Here is a 21,057-nt window from a genome sequence, read left to right as displayed (position 1 = left end):
AACCATGAGCCACACTTCCGCCGAATCTGTCACTAAAACTGCCGAAAACGAAGAACAGTTTTTTACGCTGTGGACCGTTTTCAAGCGCTCTGCCGACGTCTTGCGCAGCGGCGAAGCTGCCCAGGAATTCGAAGCCCTGACCGGGAAACTGGCTGCCGACGGCGTGACGGTGCGGGGGTGCTATGACGTGTCCGCCATGCGTGCCGACGCTGACATCATGGTGTGGTTGCATGGCTCCAAGCCCGAAGACCTGCAGTCCGCTGTCCGCGCCATCCGCCGGAGCAAGCTCTTCGCAGGAACGGAGATCGTTTGGTCGGCCATGGGCGTCCACCGCGAAGCCGAATTCGCCAAGAATCACGTGCCTGCCTACGCCCGTGGCGTCGAGCCCAGCACCTGGCTCTGCGTCTACCCGTTCGTCCGCTCCTACGAGTGGTACATCCTGCCGGCAGAAGAACGCGGCAAGATGCTGCGGGACCACGGCCTCCTGGGCCGGGACTTCCCCCAGGTCATTTCCAACACCGTGTCATCCTTTGCCTTGGGTGACTGGGAGTGGATCCTCGGCCTCGAGGCACCTGAGCTCGTGGACCTCGTGGACTTGATGCGCCACCTGCGCGCCACCGAGGCCCGCAACCATGTTCGTGAAGAAATTCCGTTCTACACCGGGCGCCGGGTCACCGTCGCTGAGATTGCAGAGGTCCTTGCATGAGCACTTTCCCCATCTCCACTGAACCGAACCGGGTGACCGAGCGCGGCAGGCTGGAGCCGAAGAACTACGACGCCGTGCTGCTGGCCTCCTTCGGTGGTCCGGAAGGCCAGGAAGACGTCATCCCGTTCCTGCGGAATGTGACCAGGGGCCGGGGCATCCCTGACGAACGCCTTGAAGAGGTATCGCACCACTACCGCGCCTTTGGCGGTGTCAGCCCCATCAACCAGCAGAACCGTGAGCTCAAAGCCGCCATTGAGGGTGAGCTCGCCCGCCGCGGCATCGAGTTGCCTGTGCTGTGGGGCAACCGTAACTGGGACCCGTACATCGCGCCGGTTTTGCAGGACGCCTACGACGCCGGCCACCGCCGCATCCTGATGCTCACCACCAGCATCTACTCCTGTTACTCCAGCTGCCGCCAATACCGCGAGGACATCGGCATCGCGCTGACGGAAACGGGTTTGGACGGCAAGCTGGAAGTGGACAAGATCCGCCAATACTTCGACCACCCCGGCGTAGTGCAGCCGTTCCTGGAAGGAACCGCGGCCGGACTGGAAGAGATCCGCGGGAAGCTCGTTGCCGCAGGCGAAACGGACCCGGACTCCAAGATCCGTGTCCTGTTCGCAACCCACTCCATCCCTACCCGGGACGCCGAGGCTGCAGGCCGGTCCGTGGACGAACCCCGCGAATTTGCCGAAGGTTCCGCCTACGCAGCCCAGCACCTCGCCAACGCCAAGGCCATCATGGACCAGGTGGCACCGGACGTTGCCTGGGACCTCGTGTACCAGTCGCGTTCCGGAGCGCCGCACATTCCGTGGTTGGAACCGGACATCAATGACCACCTTGAAGCGATCGCGCCCGAGGGCGTCCGCGGTGTGGTGATCGTGCCGCTTGGATTCGTGAGCGACCATATGGAGGTCGCCTGGGACCTCGACACCGAGGCGCTGGAGACGTGCGGAAACCTCGGAATCGAGGCTACCCGGGTCCCGACCCCCGGCACCCACGCGGCATTTGTCTCCGGCCTGGTGGACCTGATCTGCGAACGCACCGTGGAGAACAACATCTCCGAGCGGCCGCACGTGACGGACCTCGGCCCGTGGTACGACGTATGCCGCCCGAACTGCTGCGAGAACTTCAGGGGTGCCAAGCCCGTGATAGCCGAGAAAGGCGCCACTGTCGGTAGCGGCCATGACCCCTACCCGGTGCCGGAGGGCAGCAAGTGAGCGTCCGCATCGGGACCAGGGCCAGCAAACTGGCCCTCACCCAGACCCAGCAGACGGCGGACCGGTTGGCCGCCGTCGGGGGCTTTCCCGTGGAGCTGGTCCACATCAGGACCGAAGGTGATGTCCGGACGGGTTCGCTGTCCCAGATGGGCGGCACGGGCGTGTTCGTAGCAGCGCTCCGTGATTCCTTGCTGGCAGAAACCTGCGACGTCGCCGTGCACTCCTTGAAGGACCTGCCGACAGGCGCCGAACCCGGTCTGACCATCGCGGCAACGCCCAAGCGCGTGGACGTCCGGGATGTGTTGTGTGCCCGCAACGGCCTGACCCTTGCCGAACTGCCGGGCGGGGCGAAGATCGGCACGGGCTCCCCGCGCCGCGCGGCTCAATTGCGTGCCGCCCGTCCCGACATCGAGGTCCTGGATATCCGCGGAAACGTCGATACCCGCCTTGGCCGCGTCCCGGGGCTGCCCGGCAACGCTACGGACGACGTCGTGGAAGGCAAGTCCAACGACCTCGACGCCGTAGTCCTGGCCGCCGCCGGCCTTGAGCGCATGGGCCGGCTGGACACCGTCACCGAATACTTCGAAACGTCAGTGATGCTCCCCGCTCCCGGGCAAGGAGCGCTTGCCATCGAATGCCGGACATCCGATGCGCCGCAACGGGACCAGACCGGTGGGGGAGAAGGAGTGCTTGCCCAGGCCCTAAGCGCACTCAACGACGACGACACCCGGCTTGCGGTGACTGCAGAGCGTGCTGTGCTGGCCAGGCTCGAGGCAGGCTGCGCAGCCCCCGTGGGTGCCTACGCGTTCCGGAAAGGCAGCATGCTGCACCTTGAAGCAGTGGTGTGCGCCGTGGATGGGACCCGGACAGTCAGGGAAAAGAAGGCCACGGACGGGCTGACGGAAGTTGGAGCCACCCTGCTCGGCATCGAAGTGGCAGAGCAGTTGCTCGCCGCCGGCGCCGCGGAGATCGCGGACCTTGCCGCTTCCTGACCAGCCGGACTTCCACGCCCTGCAGGGCCGCCGCATCCTGATCACCAGGAGCGCGGACAGGGCCCGGCCCCTTGCTGCCATTCTGCACGGCAAGGGAGCGGAAGCCTTGGTGCTCCCGCTCATCGACTTTGAGCGGGTCGAGGACCAGGGGCCGATGGACGCCGCTTTGGATGAACTCCAGGGCGGCTCCTTCGATTGGCTGGTCATCAGCAGCGTCACAACCATCCGCGTACTGATTGAAAAGGCCGCCGAACGGGGAATCCAGCCCCGCCAATTGGTACCCGGGACTACCCGGGTTGCCGCTGTCGGTACTTCATCCCGGAGCGTCCTTGAGGCATTGGGAATCGCCGTGGACCTGGCCCCGGTAGGCCAGCAGTCCGCCGAAGGCCTGGTGTCTCTGTGGGCCGCTGGCGGGGACCGTGCGTTCCTGCCCCAGGCGGACATCGCCGCTCGCACCTTGGCCGAGGGGCTGCGGGCAAAAGGTGCGACCGTATCCGTTGTCATTGCCTATCACACGGTCGACTACCCGGCCCGGCCGGAACGGCGCCTTGCCGGTGAACTGCCGCCCGCCGTCGTGGCCTCCGGCCAGGAAGCCGGCCGTGAAGTGACCGTCCAGGATGTACGCGCCGCGCTCGACCACGGCACGCTCGACGCCGTTGTGGCCGCCTCACCCAGCGGCGCAAAGCGCATCGCCGGCAACCTCCTGCCGCTGGGAAAGTGCCGCCTTGTGGCCATTGGACGCCCCACCGCCGCGGAAGCAGCGCGGCTCGGCCTGACAGTTGCGGCCACAGCCCAGGAACCTACCCCGGACGGCATCGCGACCGCCTTGGAATCCGTATTCGCCAATGAAGGGAACACAAGATGAGCTTTCCGAACCACCGTCCACGCCGCCTGCGCACGACACCGGCCATGCGACGCCTCACCGCAGAGAACCGCCTGGCGCCCGCAGACCTGATCCTGCCCGCTTTCATTCGCGAGGGCCTGACGGAGCCAAGCCCCATCACTTCCATGCCCGGCGTCGTCCAGCACACCACGGACACGCTCAAGCGTGCGGCTGCGGAGGCTGTGGAACTGGGCGTTGGCGGCATCATGCTGTTCGGAGTTCCCGAGGTTCGCGATGCCCGGGGGACCGCGTCTTTGGATCCCGAGGGCGTCCTGAACAAGGCCATCCGCGATGTCAAAGCAGAAGTGGGTGATCACCTCGTGATCATGGGAGACGTCTGCCTCGACGAATTCACCGACCACGGGCACTGCGGAGTCCTGGACTCCAATGGTTACGTCGACAACGACGCCACCCTGGAAATCTACGGCCAGATGGCCGTGGCCCAAGCCGAGGCGGGTGCGCACGTGCTGGGGCCCTCGGGCATGATGGATGGCCAGATTGCCGTCATCCGCCAGGCCTTGGAGGAATCCGGGCACAAGAACACGGCCGTGCTGGCCTACGCCGCAAAATACGCTTCGGCTTTTTACGGCCCGTTCCGTGAAGCCGTGGATTCCCAGTTGCAGGGCGACCGCCGGACCTACCAGATGGACGCTGCCAACCGCCGCGAAGCGATCCTGGAAGTGGAACTGGACCTCGAAGAGGGGGCTGACATGGTCATGGTCAAGCCCGCCATGAGCTACCTCGACATCCTGGCCGACGTCGCGGCGATGAGTCCGGTCCCGGTCTCCGCCTACCAAATCTCGGGCGAATACGCCATGATCGAAGCGGCTGCCGCGAACGGTTGGATCGATCGTCGGGGTGCCATCACGGAGTCCGTCCTGGGTATCAAACGGGCAGGTGCCGATACCATCCTCACCTACTGGGCCTCCGAACTCGCAGGCTGGCTTAAGGAGTCCTGATGACCCCTGTATCGTCCGATCCCACGGCCCCTGTGGGTCCCGGGGAGATCCTGCTCGGCCTCAATACTTTCGGAGACGCGGGGCTGGATGCCGACGGGAACCCCAAGGAACACGCGCAAGTCCTGCGCGACTTGCTGGAAGAAGCAAAACTGGCGGACGCCGTCGGAATCCACGCCTTTGGTGTCGGGGAGCACCACCGCCGCGATTTTGCGGTATCCGCGCCCGAAGTGTTCCTCGGCGCCGCTGCCGCCGTGACCTCACGGATCCGGCTGGGAACTGCGGTGACGGTCCTGAGCTCCGATGACCCCATCAGGGTTTTCCAGCGCTTCGCTACCGTTGATGCGTTGTCCAACGGGCGTGCCGAGGTGATGCTGGGCAGGGGATCCTTTGTGGAATCCTTCCCCCTTTTTGGCCTGGACCTGGCTGACTACGAGGTGTTGTTCGAGGAGAAACTGGACCTGTTCCACAAGGTCCGGGCCCAGAAGCCCGTTCACTGGGAAGGCCGGACAAGGCCCAACGTCAACGGGCTGCAGGTTTACCCTCGGCTCCAGCACCACCTGTTGCCCGCCTGGATCGGCGTAGGCGGGACACCGGAATCCGTGCTGCGGTGTGCGGAGTACGGATACCCCATTATTTTCGCCATCATCGGGGGAGAGCCCCGACGATTCGCGCCCCTGGTCAATCTCTACCGGGAGGCGATGGGGAAGTACGGGCACCCCATGCGCCAGATCGCCACGCACTCACCGGGCTACATCGCCGAAACTGATGAAGCCGCGCGCGAAGAACTCTTTCCGCATTGGTTGGAGCAGCGCAACCGGATAGGATCCGAGCGCGGCTGGGGTCCGGGTAACCGCGGCGAGTTCGAGGCCATGTGCGGTCTGCAAGGTGCCCTCTACGTGGGCTCACCCGAGACAGTAGCCCGGAAGATAGCCCTCCTCAAACGGAACCTCGGGGTTGACCGCTTCGATCTCAAATACAGCAACGGAACGCTGCCGCACGGGTCCATGATGCGTTGCATCGAGCTCTACGGCACCGAGGTGGCCCCGCGCGTGGCGGAGCTCCTCGCCGAACAGGCCTAAGCAAGCGTCATAGCGGCGCTGGAATCACTGGAAGAATAGGAACCATGACCTCAAACACCCCTGTGTCCGACCAACTGTTCGATCGGGCCCAATCCCTGATGCCCGGTGGTGTCAATTCGCCTGTTCGTGCGTTCGGTTCAGTGGGCGGTACACCGAAGTTCATGGTCTCCGCCAAGGGTGCCTACCTCACCGATGCTGACGGCCGCGATTACGTGGACCTCGTCTGCTCCTGGGGCCCGGCCCTCCTGGGCCACGCCCACCCCGCCGTCCTCGAGGCTGTCCACGCGGCAGTTGACCGGGGCCTCTCTTTCGGCGCGTCCACTCCGGACGAAGCCAACCTTGCCGCACTGGTTAAAGAGCGCGTTTCCGCCGTGGAACGGATCCGGATGGTTTCCACGGGCACGGAAGCCACGATGACAGCAGTCCGGCTCGCCCGCGGCTTCACCGGCCGGAACCTCATCATCAAGTTCGCCGGCTGCTACCACGGCCACCTCGACGGTTTGCTTGCGTCCGCAGGTTCGGGCGTTGCCACCCTTGCGCTTCCGGGCTCCGCGGGAGTGACGGCAGCGGCGGCCGCCGAAACCATGGTCTTGCCCTACAACGATCTGGCCGCCGTGGAAGAGGCTTTCGCCGCCCACGGCAAGGACATCGCTGCGGTCATCACGGAAGCAGCGCCGGCCAACATGGGCGTTGTCACCCCGGGAGAGGGCTTCAACGCAGGCCTCTCCCGGATCACCAAGGAACACGGCGCACTGCTCATCCTTGACGAGGTGCTGACCGGATTCCGTACGGGCTACGCCGGCTACTGGGGTTTGACCGGCCAGCAGGAAGGCTGGGCTCCGGACCTGCTGACTTTCGGAAAGGTGATTGGCGGTGGAATGCCGACGGCGGCCCTCGGCGGCCGTGCCGACGTCATGGACTACCTGGCCCCGGTGGGACCGGTGTACCAGGCGGGAACGCTGTCCGGGAATCCCGTTGCCATGGCCGCAGGTGTCGCCACCCTGACGCACGCCACGCAGGAGGTCTACGCGCACGTCGATGCCCGGTCCTTGGAACTCTCCGCTGCCCTGTCGTCCGCCTTGGACGCCGAGGGCGTGGACCACTCCATCCAGCGCGCCGGAAACCTGTTCTCGGTGGCCTTTGGCACGTCAGCCAACGGTGTGCACAACTATCAGGACGCCCAGGCCCAGGAAGCATTCCGGTACGCCCCGTTCTTCCACTCCATGCTGGACTCCGGCGTCTACCTTCCGCCGTCCGTCTACGAAGCATGGTTCCTCTCCGCAGCCCACGACGACGCTGCCATGAACCGGATCTACGACGCACTGCCGGCAGCAGCCAAGGCCGCCGCCGGAGCAACCGCCTGAGGGCCGGCGCCAACCACCGGCGCCCCATCGGCTTCCATGATGCTGATGGGGCGCTGTTTGCTTAACGGGGGTAGTGTCGTAGGGAACCCAACCCCAACGAATCCACGGTTTACCATGCGCACCACCACGTCCTTTGCCTTCCCCAGCAAGTCCGTCACGGCTGTCAGCAAGACCGTCATGGCTCTTGGTCTCACCGCAGTTCTGGCAACCGGGTGCTCCAACAGCGGAGCTCCCGGGTCCGCCACCCCGACAGCCCCGCACTCAAGCCCCGCTCCGCCGTCGGCGTCCTCCCCGCCGGCCGCGACGCAAAGTCCTGGCCCCGCCTCAGCCTCAAGGGACGCGGGGCCCAGCTTGAGCGCTGCGCCGCCTACTTCGGCCGCACCTGCTGATACTGCGTCCCAACAATTGTCCCGGCTCAGCCTGGATCAGCGGGTTGGCCAGTTGTTCATGGTCGCGGCCAAGGCAACGGGCGCGGATCCGGGCACCATGACGGCCCTGACTACCTACCACACAGGAAATGTCTATCTGAGCGGCCGCAGCAAAGCAGGCTCCGAGGCAACGGCCAAGGTCGTGGCTTCCCTGACCGGAACCGTCAGCCCGGGCACCACCGGGAACCTTCCGCTGTTCGTCGGGACGGACCAAGAGGGCGGCAACGTGCAGGTCCTTTCCGGTCCCGGATTCACAACCATTCCTGCGGCAACAGCACAGGCCGGGCTGGGCGGAACCCGGTTACGTTCCGAGGCAGCCGTGTGGGGCAAGGAACTGCGGAGCGCAGGTGTCAACGTGAACCTCGCGCCGGTTCTGGACACCGTTGCCAGCCCGGAGTTCGCACCGTCCAACGGCCCTATCGGACGGTTCCAGCGTCAGTACGGCTATTCACCCGGAACGGTGTCCGAACTGGGTAACGCCTTCGCCTTGGGCATGGCCGACGCAGGCGTGGCACCGGTGGTGAAGCATTTCCCGGGCTTGGGGAGGGTAGTGCCCAACACGGACGTCAGCAAGGACGTGCGGGATAAGGAAACAACCCGGACCGATCCCGCCTTGGCGCCTTTCCGTGCGGCTATCAGGAATGGAACCCGCTGGGTCATGCTCTCCAACGCGTACTACGACAAGATTGACCCCGCCACCATTGCTCCGTTCTCGCCCGTGATCACGTCAATGCTCCGCGAGGACCTGGCATTCGACGGGATCATTGTCTCAGATGACCTGTGCAGTGCCGCCCAACTGGAACCCTGGGGGAGTGCTGACCGGGCGCTGAACTTCTTCGGGGCCGGGGGAACCATGATGGTCTGCGCGGACCCTTCCCGGATCCCTGCCATGCACCAGGCCGTCGTCGACAAGGCGCAGTCGGATCCTGCCTTCATGCGGAAGATCGACGATGCAGTCCTGACGATTTTGCGGGTCAAAGCCGCGTCAGCCCTTTAGAGCGGGCGCGTCTTAAAGGCCCATCCCGGTCTTCGTGGAAGCCAGGGGATCCACGGAGACCAGGACCCAAGAGGAAAGCCCCGTTTTGCTCCGCTGGTTAGCGGAACAAAACGGGGATTTTCACTCAGCGGCGGCCCGGGATGGCGGCCGTGAGGGAACGTGCCTTAGAGGACGTCCGAAAGGAATCCTTGCAGCCGTTCGGTGCGGGGGCTGGTGAACAGTTCCTCCGGAGGACCGGACTCCACCACCACACCGGCGTCCATGAAGGTCACCGTGTCCGAGACGTTCCTTGAGAAACCCATCTCGTGCGTGACCACAACCATGGTCATGCCGCCTTTGGCCAAGTCCGTCATCAGGGCCAGGACGCCCTTCACGAGCTCCGGGTCCAAAGCCGATGTTGCTTCGTCGAAGAACATGACTTCCGGCTTCATGGCCAGTGCGCGGGCAATAGCCACGCGCTGCTGCTGTCCACCGGAGAGATTGGCCGGCCGGACGTCCGCTTTGTGCTTCAGTCCCACCAGATCGAGTTGGGCAAGGGCCTCCTCGCGGGCCTGGTCCTTGGACATGCCGCGCAGCTTGCGCAGGGCCAGCGTCACGTTCTCCGCAACTGTCTTGTGCGGGAACAGGTTGAACTGCTGGAACACCATGCCGATGCGGCGCCGGAGCTCATCCGGGTTGTCCTTCAGTACCGACTTGCCGTCCAGGAGGATGTCCCCCTGGTCGGGTTCGATGAGCCGGTTCATGACTCTGAGGAGGGTGGACTTGCCGGAACCGGAAGGACCGATCACGGATGCCGTGGTGCCCTGCGGAACGTGCAGGTCGATGCCCCTCAGGACATGGTTGCTGCCGAAGGAAAGGTGAATGTTCTTGGCCGTCAATGACCCCGAAGTGAACTCGCTCATGCCTGGGCTCCCTTTCCGACGACTGCCGCGGCATCGTCCGGTTCTTTCTTCTCAGGGCGTCCTGAGCGCATCCTGGCGTCGATCCAGTTCACGAAGTGCGTCAGCGGAATGGTCAACGCGAGGTAGAACACGGCCGCAGCGACGTATGGCGACAGGTTTCCTGTGTTCGCCGCTGCGTCCTTGCCGATCTGGAAGATTTCGCGTTCCGAGGCCAGAAGACCCAAGAGGAACACCAGCGAGGATTCCTTGATCAGTGCAATGAACTGGTTCACCAGCGCCGGAAGCACGCGGCGGATACCTTGGGGTACCACCACGAGCCGCATGGAAGCGCCGTAGCCAAAGCCAAGGGCGCGGGAGGCTTCCAGCTGGCCCTTGTCAACGCTCTGGATGCCCGATCGGAAAATTTCACCGATGTAGGCGCCGGACATCAAGGACAGCGCAGCGATTGCCATGGGGTACGGGCTGGTGGAGCCGGTCAGTTCCCGGATGATGGGTCCGAAGCCGAACCCGATCACCAGGATGGTCAGCACCGGGGGCAGGCCGCGGAGGATGTCCGTGTACACACGGGCAATCCACCGGGCCACAGGGTTCCGGGAAATCCCCATCAGTGCAAGGGCCATGCCCAGCACCGTCCCGATGATCCCCGAGATGATTGCCAAAACGAGGGTATTCGGCAGGCCTACGGCGAACATCTTGGGAATGACTTCGCCCATCGCCTCCCAGTCAAGGAAGGTGTCTGCGAGTTGCTTGAGGATATCCATGGAACCCCCGGGTTACTTGGCGGGAATCTGGACGGCCTTGCTGCCCGGCTTCCAGCCCTGCGGGGTCTGCTCGGCCGCCGTCGGACGGTCCTCGTACCATTCGGCAGTGAGCTTGGTCCACGTGCCGTCAGCGATGACAGCGTCCAGGCCGGCGTTCAGCGCGTCGATCAGGGGCTGGTTGTCCTTGTTTACGGCGTACGCGGTGAAGTTCTGGGTGTTGACAACCTTTTCGGCGATCTTGGTGTTGTCGCCTTCCTTTACCTGGCCGGTGGCCTGCTGCGAGGGGGCAACCCAAGCATCGATCTGGCCGTTCTTCACGTTGCCGTAGACAGTGTTGTAGTCAGGGAAACGGACGGGCTCAAGCTTGAGGGTGTTGGTGACGTAGTCATCCTGCACGGTGCCCTGGACGACGCCGATCCGGACGCCTTCCTTGAGGTCGGCGAACCCGGTGACCTTGGCGTCATTCTTGGTCACGACCGCCATGTAGCCGAAGTCGTAGCCATTGGTGAAGCCGACCGTCTTGCGGCGGGCGTCCGTGGTGGAGATCGAGGAGGATCCGACGTCGAACTGCTTGTTCGCTACCTGCGACAGGAGTGCGGAGAAGTCGGTGGAAGCGAACTCGACCTTCAGGCCCAGCTTGTCGCCGACCGCGCGCAGGAGCTCATTGTCATAGCCGGTGAATTTGCCGGAGCCATCGATGAAGATGTTCGGCGGAGCGTCGCTGAGCGTGCCGACGCGGAGGGTACCTTCGGTGATGAGGCCAAGCTTCGACTTATCGATCTGGTCGATCGGAGTGACATCCGCGGTGGTGTATTTGTCCAGCGTCTGCTGGTCGCTGCCCGCGAGTGCATCCGTCGCTGAGCTGCTCGACTCTGAGGTTCCTCCGCCGCAGGCCGCGAGGGAGATCACCAGGGCTGCTGCAACGGGAGCAGCAGCGAGCCACTTGGGCGCTTTGAATTTCATCAAGAAATCACTTTCATCGAAGGTCACGTCAGACGTTTGTGGTGGGCGGGGAACGTAACAGCACCAGGTTTCCGGCTGTCCTAGCAGACTTCGACCCGCCAAACTTAATTATGTCACCAACGCCCGGAGGCCTTTTGAATCGAACAGGTGACCGATGTGGCCTTCAAATGCCGAATTATCGGAGGGCGTGGGGCATACCCAGCCCTCTAGCGTTCCGTCGGTAGCAGGGCTTGGGAAATCAGTGGGCGCATCATGGCCCACAAAGGAGTTCCCTGAATGTATGTGAGTTGCATCGCACTCCGTCGCAGGCCGGCAGGGTGGAGGTCAGAAACCTCCGCGGCTGGCATCCTCCGGAGGGAGCACCGGCCACTGGCCTTCGATGACTGCAGCAGGCTTGCTCCGGCGGAGGTATTCCTGGAAGTCGGCAGCCTGGGAAGCTGCCCAGTCCACCTGCAAATGATGCAACTGGGATGCAGGCATGTGCAACTTGGGAAACTTTCCCGCCATGGCGTCCAGGACGCGAAGGGTGGCCAGCGCATCCGCAGCAGAAGTGTGGGCGTTGTCCAGAAGGACACCGTACTCTTCGCAGAGGGCTGTCAGCGTCCGCTTTCCCTTGCGGTACCGGTCCACCTGCTTGTTCATAATGTAGGGGTCCAGGACAGGGAAACGGGTGAGCTGCGGCACGCCGTGCCTGGCCGACTCTGCCGCAAGCACCGTAAAGTCGTAACTGGCGTTGAAAGCGATGACGGGCGTGCCGTCATCGAAAAGACCCTGGAGGACGCCTGCGACCTCGCGCGTCACGTCAGCCGCCGGACGGACTTCGGCCCGGGCCTTGGCTGTGGTGACGCCGTGGACCTCGCTTGCTTCCAGGGGAATCTCAACACCGGGGTCAGCGAGCCATTCATGTTCCTGGACCAACTCGCCGCGGGAGTCCACAACCGTGATTGACGCCGTGACTATCCGGGCGGAGCGGGAATTCTTTCCGGTGGTCTCGAGGTCGAAGGCAGCACGGGGAAGGGTATTCCAGGAACTCATGGTTTCAAGCTACCGGCCGGCACCGACACTATTGGGAGCGACACTCTGCAGCTACGCTGATCACATGCGGATGGAGTATGTAACTGCGGTGCTGGCCGTTGTTGACCTCATCCCGTCGGGCGCCGCGGTGTCCTATGGCGACGTTGCGGAGCTCCTTGGCTCCGGCGGACCGAGGCAGGTCGGCTCCGTGATGAGCCACTATGGCAGCGCTGTTCCTTGGTGGCGCGTCCTCCGTGCCAGCGGCGAAGCGCCGCCCGGGCATGAAGCCGAAGCATTGCGGCACTACCTCCAGGAAGAGACGCCGCTCCACGGTGCGTATGACGCTTTCCTGCGAACGGGGGAGGGGCGCTGGAGGGTGGACCTGGTGTCTGCCCGTTGGGCACCTTCGGACGAGGAATTTGACCAACTGGATGTGATCTCCGACCAGTTGGAGCGTCAGCTCCATATTTTGTCAGTGCCCGATGATGAAATGACTGTGTGACCGTAACTGCCGCCAAGAAACGCCAAGCCCCGGCCGCGCTGCGCCTGCTCCCTCCGAAGGAAACGCATTACGCGGCACCCGTGTTGTCGCCGGACCAGGAAGCAGTCGTGACCCTTGGGCAGGGCAGCGGCCCGGTTCTGATCCCTGGCGGGCCGGGCACGGGCAAGTCCACTGTCCTGGTTGAATCGGCCGTACGCCGCGTCACCGGGGGCGGAGTGGATCCGGAGAATATCCTTATCCTTGCCCCGGGCCGCCACGCCGCAGCTGCTTTGCGGGACACCTTCACAGGGCGGTTGGACAGGAGCTTGAGTACGACGCCGGCACGCACCTGGGCGTCGTACGCTTTCGATGTCATCCGGCGTGCCAAGGCAGAAGGCGTCCTGCCGCTGCCGCGGCCACCCAAACTGCTTTCCGGACCTGAGCAGGACCTCATCATCAAGGAACTGTTGGAGGGCCACGCCGCGCCGGGCTTCGAGTTGCCGTGGCCTGAAGACCTGTCGGCGGCTCTGTCCACCCGGGGTTTCCGGCACGAGATCCGTCAATTGTTCGACCGTATTATCGAATCCGGACGCACGGCCGAGGACCTGGTGGCGCTGGCGTGGGAATGCGGGCGGCCGGACTGGATGGCTGCGGCCGAACTCTACCGTGAGTACAGGGACGTCCTGGACCTGCGTATGCCGGAGGCCTTCGATCCCGCCGGAATTCTTACCACGGCCCGCCAGATCTTCCAGGATTCGCCGGCCTTCCTGGCAGCCGAACGGGAACGGCTTCAATTGATCCTGGTTGATGATGCGCAGGAATCAAACCCGGCTATCTTTGAACTGTTGGCAGACATTGCCGAGGGCAAGGACGTCCTGGTCACATACTCGCCGGACACCGTAGTCCAGGGTTTCCGAGGCGCGCGCCCGGACTTGGTGGCGGACCTTCCATCCCTGCTGCGGGGCGGGCGGGAGGAAGATGTCCTCGTCCGCCCGTTGTCAGTCACGCATCGCCACGCCCCGCAGGTCGCCGAGGCGTGGACCAGGGTGGCGTCACGGATTTCGCAACGTGCGGGCGGACAGCTGGCCCGTGTTCTAGCGCAGCCGGAAGTACTGGCGCAGCCGGATGTTCCAGCGCAGCCGGAAACAGGCAAGCCGTGCAACGGCCATTCCGTCCCCGGCGTGCAGGGTACGGCTGAGGGCCACATACTGCCCTCTTCCGTCCACGAGATGCGCTACATAGCGCAGCGCATCCTCCTGGCGCAGCTACGGGAGGGCCGGGAACTCAGCGAGATCGCCGTCATCGTCCGCAACGGTGGCCAGATTTCCCAATTGGAGCGGTACCTGAGCGGCCAGGGAATTCCCGTCCGCGTTCCCGTTGCCGACTCCGCAGTCCGGGACGAGGTAGCAGTTCGGCCCCTGCTGGAGGCTTTCGCGGTCGTCCTCGATCCGGAGAAACTCACACCGGAAACCGCAGTCTCCCTCCTGACCTCGCGGATTGGTGGCGCATCGGCCATTGAACTGCGCAGGCTGCGGCAATCTCTGCGGCGCGAGGAGCTCCAGGGAGGCGGAGGCAGGTCCAGCGATGCCCTCCTGGTAGAAGCGCTCCTGCAGCCTGGTGCCCTTGCAACCCTGGGTATCGAGGGAAGCGCTGCACGGAGGCTTTCCCGAATGCTTGCGGCCGGCTCCGCAGCTGCGAATGAGCCCGGGGCCAATGCCGAGTCGGTCCTCTGGGCGCTGTGGAACGCCACCGGACTGGCGTCACGGTGGGCGGAAGCAGCCCTCGAAGGCGGCAATGCGGGTGCGCGGGCCGACCGCGACCTGGATGCGATGATGGCCCTGTTCCATACGGCCGAACGCTACGTGGACCAGCTGCCGGGCTCCGGGCCCGAGCAATTCCTGGAGTACCTGCTGAACCAGGAACTTCCCATGGACACCCTGGCGGCGCGGGCACAACTGGAAGAGTGCGTCGAACTGATGACGCCCGCCAGCGCGGCAGGCCGGGAGTGGCCCGTCGTCATAGTTGCCGGGCTCCAGGAAGGGGTCTGGCCCAACACCCGGCTTCGCGGTGAGTTGCTGGGAAGCACCCTGTTCGCCGATGCCGTAGAGCATGGCGTGGAATACGCGCTGGGGCGCGGACCACTGAGCCGCCTGAGGGACATCCGTTATGACGAGCTGCGTAGTTTTTCCACGGCGGTTTCGCGGGCCCGCGAGGTGCTGATCTGCACGGCAGTATCGTCCGAGGACGAACAGCCCTCCTCATTCCTGGACTATGCGGCACCTTTGCCGCAGGGGGAGTACCAGCGGGAGTACACCCCCGTGGACCGGCCCATGACGCTGCGTGCGTTGGTTGCCGAGCTCCGTCAGCATGCACAGTCCGGAGAGCCGGCAGCTCCGGGAGAACCCGATGTCGCGGCCGTTGCAGCGCGTGTGCTTGCCCGCCTCGCCATGGCCGAACCGCCCGTTCCCGGAGCCCACCCGGACTCCTGGTGGGGGTTGGCGCCCCTGAGTTCGGAGGCCGCCATCGTACCGCCCGGCGGAACGGTCAGCGTGTCGCCGTCCAAGGTGGAGACCGTTCACAAGTCGCCTCTTGATTGGTTTGTCCAGGCCGCCGGCGGAGAAGCAGCAACGGACTTTGCCCGAAGCCTGGGGACCCTGGTCCACGGCATTGCCCAGGAGTTGCCGGAGGCCTCGGGAGCCGAGTATGTTGCCGAACTCGTCAAGCGCTGGCCCACCTTGGGCATGAAGGACAACTGGGAAGGCAAGCTCGATTTCCAGCGTGCTGAACTGATGGTCCGCAAGCTGGCCCAGTACGTAGTGGAGATGCGCAGCGAAGGCCGAAGCCTGTTGGCAGTGGAACACGATTTCGAAGTCCGCCTCCCGGACCTCGAACACGGCGAGTCCGGAACCGACGACGGCGCCCGCCACGCAGTCCTGCGCGGACAGGTGGACCGCTTGGAAATTGATGCCGAAGGGAGATTGGTGATCGTGGACCTCAAAACCGGCAAGCGCCAGCCCGGCAAGGCGGACGTTGCCCGCCACCCGCAGCTCGGGGCTTACCAGGTCGCCGTCCTCGAAGGGGCATTTGAGGATGCCGGCGTGGTTGGACCGAATGTCGACGCCGGCTCCTCCACGGATGCTGCATCCGCCCGCGCCCCGGGGGGCGCCGCCCTCGCCCAGTTGGGAACCAAGACCAAAACGCCCGTCATTCAACAACAGGATGCGCTGGAGGAAGAGGACAATTGGGCTGGGCCCCTTGTCAACGAAGCCGCACGTTTGATGGCAGGAGCAACATTCGAAGCCCGGCACGATCCCGGCAAGAGCGGGTTCGGCGGACACGGCTGCCGCCTGCCCGATGTTTGCCCGTTGTGTGCCAGAGGAAAGCAGGTCACGGAATGACGATCGATCTTCTGGACGGGATGGGCACAACTGCTGCAACCGATCCCCGCTCCCATGAACGGCTCCCGGTCCGGTTTACGCCTTCTGAGCTTGCGGGCATCCTTGGCGAGAAGAACAGGCCAACTCCGGAACAAGCAAGCATCATTGAATCCCCGCTGACTCCCCGGCTGGTCATCGCCGGCGCGGGTTCCGGCAAGACCGCCACCATGGCGGACCGGGTGGTGTGGCTGGTCGCCAACGGCTGGGTGCGTCCTGAAGAGGTTCTGGGGGTTACGTTTACCCGCAAGGCTGCCGGTGAGTTGGCCAGCCGGATCCGGGCCAAGCTCGCTACGCTTCAACGCATTGCTGCCGAAGATGATGGCCGGCTTGGCTTTCCGGAGAGCCTGGCCAACGCCGACGACCTCGAGCCCAAGGTATCCACCTACCACTCTTATGCGAGCAGCATCGTGTCCGATTACGGATTGCGCCTGGGCATCGAACGGGACGTCGTCCTGCTGGGGAGCGCCCAGTCGTGGCAATTGGCCAGCCAGACCGTTGAGGCTTACGACGGTACCTTCGAGCATTTCACGGCCGCTAAGTCCACTCTTGTCAATGCCGTCATCCAGCTCGCGGGTGAATGTGCCGAGCATCTCCGGGAGCCGGACGCGGTGCGGGAATGGATCCTGGAAAAGGTCGGGGTCCTGACCCGGTTGCCTTACGTTGCCGGTTCCAAAAAGAATCCAACCCAAGGCGCCTTGGACATGGCAGCGATGCTGCGCACGCGGGCCAGCGTGGCTGATATGGTGGTCCGCTACCAGGAAGCCAAGCGGCAAAGGGGCGTCCTGGACTTCGGGGACCTCGTAGCGCTGGCCGCGCGGATTGCCCGCGATATTCCGTTGGCAGCGGCCACTGAACGGGCACGGTACAAGGTGGTCCTCCTTGACGAGTTCCAGGACACCTCACACGCCCAATTGGTGCTCTTCTCCCGGCTTTTCGGGGACGGCCATGCCGTGACTGCCGTGGGCGATCCCAACCAGTCCATTTACGGGTTCCGGGGAGCTTCGGCCGGGCAGTTGTTCCATTTCGTGCACGAGTTCCCGGTCCGCCTCACAGCCCCGGCACGCGGAGAGCCTGGCTTGGCTCCGGCGCCCACCTCCTACCTCACTACTGCGTGGCGGAACGGCCGGAACATCCTCACGGCTGCCAACACCATTGCCGCACCGTTGAATCAGGAAGCCTCCAAAGACGGCCCGGCCGGTGACCGTACCAGATCCGGCGGAGTGCAGGTGCCGCCGTTGGTCCCCAGCCCGGCGGCGGTGGAGGGCGCTGTCGTCATGGGCCGTTTCCAGACGGACGAACAGGAGGCCGCAGCCCTGGCCAGGGATGTCCGCCGGTACCAGCGAACCATCTTTGAGGAGGAGAAAGACGGAACGCCGGTCAGGCCCACCATGGCCGTACTTTGCCGGCGTCGAGCCCAGATGGAGTGCCTGCGCCGGGAGTTCGAGGTCCAGGGCATCGATTACCAGATCGTGGGCCTCGGAGGCCTGCTTGATACGCCGGAGATCGTGGACCTGGTGGCTACGCTCCGCGTACTGGCCGATCCCGGACGCTCCGATGCATTGATGCGGTTGTTGGCGGGGGCACGCTGGCGGATCGGTCCGGCAGACCTCATGGCATTCAGTGACTGGTCACGCTACCTGGCGCGTCGCCGGTCAAGCCCCGGGGTGCAGACGGCCTTCCCTGATGACCATGAGGATCCGCAGGCCGTCGTGGTGGAAAGCGATCTCACGGACTCGGCCAGTCTCGTCGAGGCCCTGGACTACCTGCCTCAGGCCGGGTGGACCTCGGCGCAGGGAAGGACCATCAGCGGGGAGGCCCTGGGCCGCCTCGCAAAGCTGTCCGCGGAGTTGCGTGTGCTGCGCAGCTACATCGGTGACGACCTCACGACGCTTTTGGGTGAGGTGGAACGGGCCATGCTCCTGGACATCGAAGTAGCGGCCAAGCCGGGTGTCAGCATTCATCAGGCCCGGCGCAACCTGGACGCGTTCCAGGACGCCGCCGCAGGATTCCTGCAGACGTCGCAGCGGATCGATCTGCTGGCTTTCCTGTCGTGGTTGGAAGCCGCGGCCTCGGAGGAAGGCGGCTTGGATGCAGCTCCCGTAGAGGCGAACCGGGAAGCGATACAGCTGCTGACAGTCCATGCTTCCAAGGGCCTGGAGTGGGACGTGGTCTTCGTGCCGGGCCTGAATTCCGGGTCTTTCCCCAGCAACCGTGACTCGCGCTGGAGCAGTGGCTCGTCCGCCCTGCCGTGGCCGCTGCGGGGGGACCACGCGGACCTTCCACAGTGGGATCTTGACCAGCCTGACCAGAAGGGATGGCTCGACGCAGAGAAGGCCTTCAAAGCCGACGTTCAACACCATGGCGAGGCCGAGGAGCGGCGCCTCGCCTATGTTGCCTACACGCGGGCAAAGTTTGTGCTGTGGGTCTCAAGCGCCGCCTGGAACGGTTCCAGGGCGGGTATTGCAGAGATGTCGCCCTTCTTATCGGAATTGGCCCAACTCGCAGACCACGGCGCAGCGGGGATCCACCCGGAATCAGTGTCCGAGGAAGCACTGCCGCAGTCGAGTCCGCTGACAACCACAGTTGAGGTAGCGCTCTTTCCTTACGATCCCTTGGAAGGGCCGTCGGATCCCCGTAGTGGCAACCGCCTGCGGCTGGCCCCCGGTCGTCGTGCGGCAATGGACAGGGCAGCGGAACTGGTTCGCGGGTTCATCGGGGATCACGGGTCAGAGCCACCCTTGCCACAGGAAAACACGGCGGCGCACGGGCGGTTCCTGCGCTGGTCGGAAGAAGCTGCACTTCTGCTCGCGCGCCATGGCCGGCACTCTTCGGAGCAAGCCGTCCATCTGCCCAGCCATATCTCGGCCTCGCTGTTTGTCGACTTGGGAACCGATCCCGCGGCAGTTCTGGCACAGTTGCGCAGACCGGTGCCACGGGAACCGGGAATGTCCGCGCGGAAGGGAACTGCCTTCCACGCTTGGGTGGAAGAGTACTTCGGAACCACCGGAATGTTGGACCTCGACGAGGCCCCGGGAGCGGACGCCCACATCGACGACGCCTACGGGCTCAAGGAAATGGCTGAGGCGTTCAAACAGTCTGAGTGGGCACACAGGGCACCTGCCTTCGTGGAAGTACCCGTGGAGACGAAGATCGGGGACGTCGTGGTCCGCGGCAGGATCGATGCCGTCTTCCGCGACGCAGACGGCCGCTGGCATTTGATTGACTGGAAAACGGGTCGGCGCCCCTCAGGAAAGCAATTGGAGGCACGGGCGGTCCAGTTGGCTGTTTACCGCCTGGCCTGGGCGAGGCTCCAGCAGGTTCCGCTGGAGGATGTCAGCGCTGCCTTTTATTACGTCGCTGAGGACGCCGTTGTGCGTCCGCATGACCTCGGAACGGCTGAAGAGCTTGAAGGCATCATCGCCAAGGCCCTGCTCCACAACGGTGGCGGGAGAGGGCAATAATCGTGGCGGTGGGGCTCAGGCCCTGTCCGCTGCGTGCACCGGCGCCAGCTTGACGACGTTGATGGCCGTAGTGGAGGTGTCTTCCTTCTCCGAGGTCCCGGTGGCAGGCCCTGCTGCGACAACGGGGATTGTCCCCGTGGCATCGGGGTCCTGTTCGGACTCGACGTCCCCGGCACCGGATGAAGCGGCCTCTGCTTCGGCGTCAGGGATGGCCGCCACACTCACGGCGGGAAGCGCCGGTCCCTGCAGCTGAGCGGCCCCTGCACCTGTCCCGGCGTCCGCCGGAGCAGCGGCGTCCACGCGCTCGTCCGTGGTGCCTTCCTCGGCGCGGGCTGCTTCATCCTTCCGTGCTTGCTCTTCGATGTCATCGGCGAGCGACCGCAGCATGGATTCGGCTTCCGCCGTCATGTCCTGGTGCCCGACGGCCATCGCCTTGACCAAGTACTGCGCTAGCGCGAATTCGGCCAGGAGAGCTGCCCGCCGAAGCAGGTGGGGATCAGGATTCTCGCGGCGGACCTGCGTGTACCGGGCCAGAACCGCATCAATGAACGATGCCTCATTGGAAGCAACCAACCAGGCGAAGTCGTCGGCGGGGTCGCCGATGCGGAGGTCGGTCCACCCGGTGACAGCAGTGACGGCGTCGTGCTGCACCATGAGGTTGTCTTCGTGGAGATCGCCGTGCACCACCGAGGTATTGAACCGCCACAGTGCCACGTCTTCGAGCGCATGTTCCCAACGCCGCAGGAGGACGGCCGGAATCTTTCCCGTCGTCGCCGCCTGGTCCAGTTCGTTGAGTTTGCGTTGCCGGAACTCATTGGCCGAATAGCTGGGGAGGTCGGCATTGGTGACCAGCGCCAAGGGAAGATCGTGGATCGCCGCAAGTGCCGAACCGATCTCGCGTGCCAGGTCCGGACTGCCTTCGGAGAGTTCCTCGATGGAGAGAGTGGAACCCTGCAAATGGGCATAAACGAAGGTCGTGAGGTCGCCTTGGCGGACCGTCCCTGCCACGGTAGGCACATGGAACGGCAGCTCGGCCCGGATGGCAGGCGCGAAAGCGCGCAGGATCATGAACTCCGTCTCGAGCCGTGTGCTGGCCTCCGGGTGGCGCGGACACCTGACGCGCCAGCGCTTGCCCTCGCCATCCATCAGCAACGCGGAGTCGAAGTCGGCGTCGTCAGGGGAGGGGGCTGTGGCCGTCGGCGCCAGCCCGGGCACCGCCGCGGTTGCAATGGCGGCCAATTCAAGCGGTGTTCTTCTCACGTCTTCAACGGTAGATTGAGTCGCGCCCATGGCCATGATGCACTGCGGCGAGTCTCCAGATCTTCCGGAAATCAAGGACGAATCGGGGCCGTACGGGGCCTCCGTCCGTCGGGCGTCCACATCGGGATGCTTGAAATGTTATTTGTCGGT

At 64.5% G+C, this 21,057-nt stretch carries 16 protein-coding genes; 11 read left to right on the top strand and 5 right to left on the bottom strand.

The features are described from left to right. The first annotated feature begins 4 nt into the window (after positions 1–4). The 8 genes from hemQ (at position 5) to RI444_RS14770 (ending at position 8,628) form a co-directional block, all read left to right on the top strand. Entirely contained in the window at positions 5–706 is a 702-nt protein-coding gene (gene hemQ, locus RI444_RS14805) for a hydrogen peroxide-dependent heme synthase (RefSeq protein WP_207605801.1), read from the top strand. Further along, a complete protein-coding gene (locus tag RI444_RS14800) occupies positions 703–1,926 on the top strand; it encodes a ferrochelatase (protein WP_207605802.1) in 1,224 nt (407 codons plus the stop codon). Before hemQ ends, RI444_RS14800 begins: the two co-directional genes overlap by 4 nt. After that, positions 1,923–2,918, top strand: coding sequence for a hydroxymethylbilane synthase (hemC, locus tag RI444_RS14795; RefSeq protein WP_069695184.1), 996 nt, complete (start codon positions 1,923–1,925; stop codon positions 2,916–2,918). The genes RI444_RS14800 and hemC overlap by 4 nt, the downstream gene beginning before the upstream one ends. Beyond that, on the top strand, positions 2,905–3,783 hold the full coding sequence (locus RI444_RS14790) for a uroporphyrinogen-III synthase (protein WP_069695183.1): 879 nt from the start codon (positions 2,905–2,907) through the stop codon (positions 3,781–3,783). The genes hemC and RI444_RS14790 overlap by 14 nt, the downstream gene beginning before the upstream one ends. Next, entirely contained in the window at positions 3,780–4,760 is a 981-nt protein-coding gene (gene hemB, locus RI444_RS14785) for a porphobilinogen synthase (RefSeq protein WP_069695182.1), read from the top strand. The genes RI444_RS14790 and hemB overlap by 4 nt, the downstream gene beginning before the upstream one ends. Next, entirely contained in the window at positions 4,760–5,839 is a 1,080-nt protein-coding gene (locus RI444_RS14780; RefSeq protein WP_062097317.1) for an LLM class flavin-dependent oxidoreductase, read from the top strand. The genes hemB and RI444_RS14780 overlap by 1 nt, the downstream gene beginning before the upstream one ends. 44 nt (positions 5,840–5,883) lie before the next feature. Next, positions 5,884–7,203: a glutamate-1-semialdehyde 2,1-aminomutase gene (gene hemL, locus RI444_RS14775; RefSeq protein WP_179013701.1), complete on the top strand. Its 1,320-nt coding sequence runs from the start codon at positions 5,884–5,886 to the stop codon at positions 7,201–7,203. 114 nt (positions 7,204–7,317) lie between these two features. Then, positions 7,318–8,628 carry a glycoside hydrolase family 3 N-terminal domain-containing protein gene (locus tag RI444_RS14770; RefSeq protein WP_128397050.1) on the top strand — a complete coding sequence of 437 codons (1,311 nt, stop codon included), beginning with the start codon at positions 7,318–7,320 and terminating at the stop codon, positions 8,626–8,628. A gap of 164 nt (positions 8,629–8,792) precedes the next feature. Here RI444_RS14770 and RI444_RS14765 read toward each other — a convergent pair whose 3' ends face one another. The 4 genes from RI444_RS14765 to RI444_RS14750 form a co-directional block, all read right to left on the bottom strand. Continuing rightward, a complete protein-coding gene (locus RI444_RS14765; RefSeq protein ID WP_021471818.1) occupies positions 8,793–9,530 on the bottom strand; it encodes an amino acid ABC transporter ATP-binding protein in 738 nt (245 codons plus the stop codon). Further along, entirely contained in the window at positions 9,527–10,291 is a 765-nt protein-coding gene (locus RI444_RS14760) for an amino acid ABC transporter permease (RefSeq protein WP_021471819.1), read from the bottom strand. The genes RI444_RS14765 and RI444_RS14760 overlap by 4 nt, the downstream gene beginning before the upstream one ends. A 12-nt stretch (positions 10,292–10,303) precedes the next feature. Beyond that, a complete protein-coding gene (locus RI444_RS14755) occupies positions 10,304–11,254 on the bottom strand; it encodes an ABC transporter substrate-binding protein (RefSeq protein WP_021471820.1) in 951 nt (316 codons plus the stop codon). Positions 11,255–11,578: 324 nt separating this feature from the next. Next, entirely contained in the window at positions 11,579–12,289 is a 711-nt protein-coding gene (locus RI444_RS14750; protein ID WP_316963823.1) for a 3'-5' exonuclease, read from the bottom strand. Between the two features lie 64 nt (positions 12,290–12,353). Here RI444_RS14750 and RI444_RS14745 point away from each other — a divergent pair, with 64 nt between their 5' ends. Genes RI444_RS14745 through RI444_RS14735 form a run of 3 tightly spaced genes read left to right on the top strand, consistent with a single transcriptional unit; the run spans position 12,354 to position 19,647 of the window. Continuing rightward, positions 12,354–12,770: an MGMT family protein gene (locus tag RI444_RS14745; protein ID WP_031216334.1), complete on the top strand. Its 417-nt coding sequence runs from the start codon at positions 12,354–12,356 to the stop codon at positions 12,768–12,770. Next, a complete protein-coding gene (locus tag RI444_RS14740) occupies positions 12,767–16,147 on the top strand; it encodes an ATP-dependent helicase (RefSeq protein WP_207605803.1) in 3,381 nt (1,126 codons plus the stop codon). Before RI444_RS14745 ends, RI444_RS14740 begins: the two co-directional genes overlap by 4 nt. After that, positions 16,144–19,647 carry an ATP-dependent helicase gene (locus RI444_RS14735; RefSeq protein WP_207605804.1) on the top strand — a complete coding sequence of 1,168 codons (3,504 nt, stop codon included), beginning with the start codon at positions 16,144–16,146 and terminating at the stop codon, positions 19,645–19,647. The genes RI444_RS14740 and RI444_RS14735 overlap by 4 nt, the downstream gene beginning before the upstream one ends. Before the next feature lie 15 nt (positions 19,648–19,662). On the opposite strand, the gene RI444_RS14730 is transcribed toward RI444_RS14735, so the two are convergent. Then, complete coding sequence (locus tag RI444_RS14730) at positions 19,663–20,907, bottom strand: macrolide 2'-phosphotransferase (protein ID WP_225740011.1); 1,245 nt, start codon at positions 20,905–20,907, stop codon at positions 19,663–19,665. Positions 20,908–21,057: the final 150 nt, after the last annotated feature.

The organism is Paenarthrobacter sp. AT5 (assembly GCF_032764245.1).
Classification (GTDB): domain Bacteria; phylum Actinomycetota; class Actinomycetes; order Actinomycetales; family Micrococcaceae; genus Arthrobacter; species Arthrobacter ureafaciens.
This window is presented reverse-complemented; position numbering and strand designations above follow the sequence as displayed.

Bases quoted from the DNA above. Each gene is read 5' to 3' on its own strand.
- hemQ (WP_207605801.1), top strand. From the start codon at position 5: ATGAGCCACACTTCCGCCGAATCTGTCACTAAAACTGCCGAAAACGAA.
- RI444_RS14800 (WP_207605802.1), top strand. From the start codon at position 703: ATGAGCACTTTCCCCATCTCCACTGAACCGAACCGGGTGACCGAGCGC.
- hemB (WP_069695182.1), top strand. From the start codon at position 3,780: ATGAGCTTTCCGAACCACCGTCCACGCCGCCTGCGCACGACACCGGCC.
- RI444_RS14780 (WP_062097317.1), top strand. From the start codon at position 4,760: ATGACCCCTGTATCGTCCGATCCCACGGCCCCTGTGGGTCCCGGGGAG.
- hemL (WP_179013701.1), top strand. From the start codon at position 5,884: ATGACCTCAAACACCCCTGTGTCCGACCAACTGTTCGATCGGGCCCAA.
- RI444_RS14770 (WP_128397050.1), top strand. From the start codon at position 7,318: ATGCGCACCACCACGTCCTTTGCCTTCCCCAGCAAGTCCGTCACGGCT.
- RI444_RS14765 (WP_021471818.1), bottom strand. From the start codon at position 9,530: ATGAGCGAGTTCACTTCGGGGTCATTGACGGCCAAGAACATTCACCTT.
- RI444_RS14760 (WP_021471819.1), bottom strand. From the start codon at position 10,291: ATGGATATCCTCAAGCAACTCGCAGACACCTTCCTTGACTGGGAGGCG.
- RI444_RS14755 (WP_021471820.1), bottom strand. From the start codon at position 11,254: ATGAAATTCAAAGCGCCCAAGTGGCTCGCTGCTGCTCCCGTTGCAGCA.
- RI444_RS14750 (WP_316963823.1), bottom strand. From the start codon at position 12,289: ATGAGTTCCTGGAATACCCTTCCCCGTGCTGCCTTCGACCTCGAGACC.
- RI444_RS14745 (WP_031216334.1), top strand. From the start codon at position 12,354: ATGCGGATGGAGTATGTAACTGCGGTGCTGGCCGTTGTTGACCTCATC.
- RI444_RS14735 (WP_207605804.1), top strand. From the start codon at position 16,144: ATGACGATCGATCTTCTGGACGGGATGGGCACAACTGCTGCAACCGAT.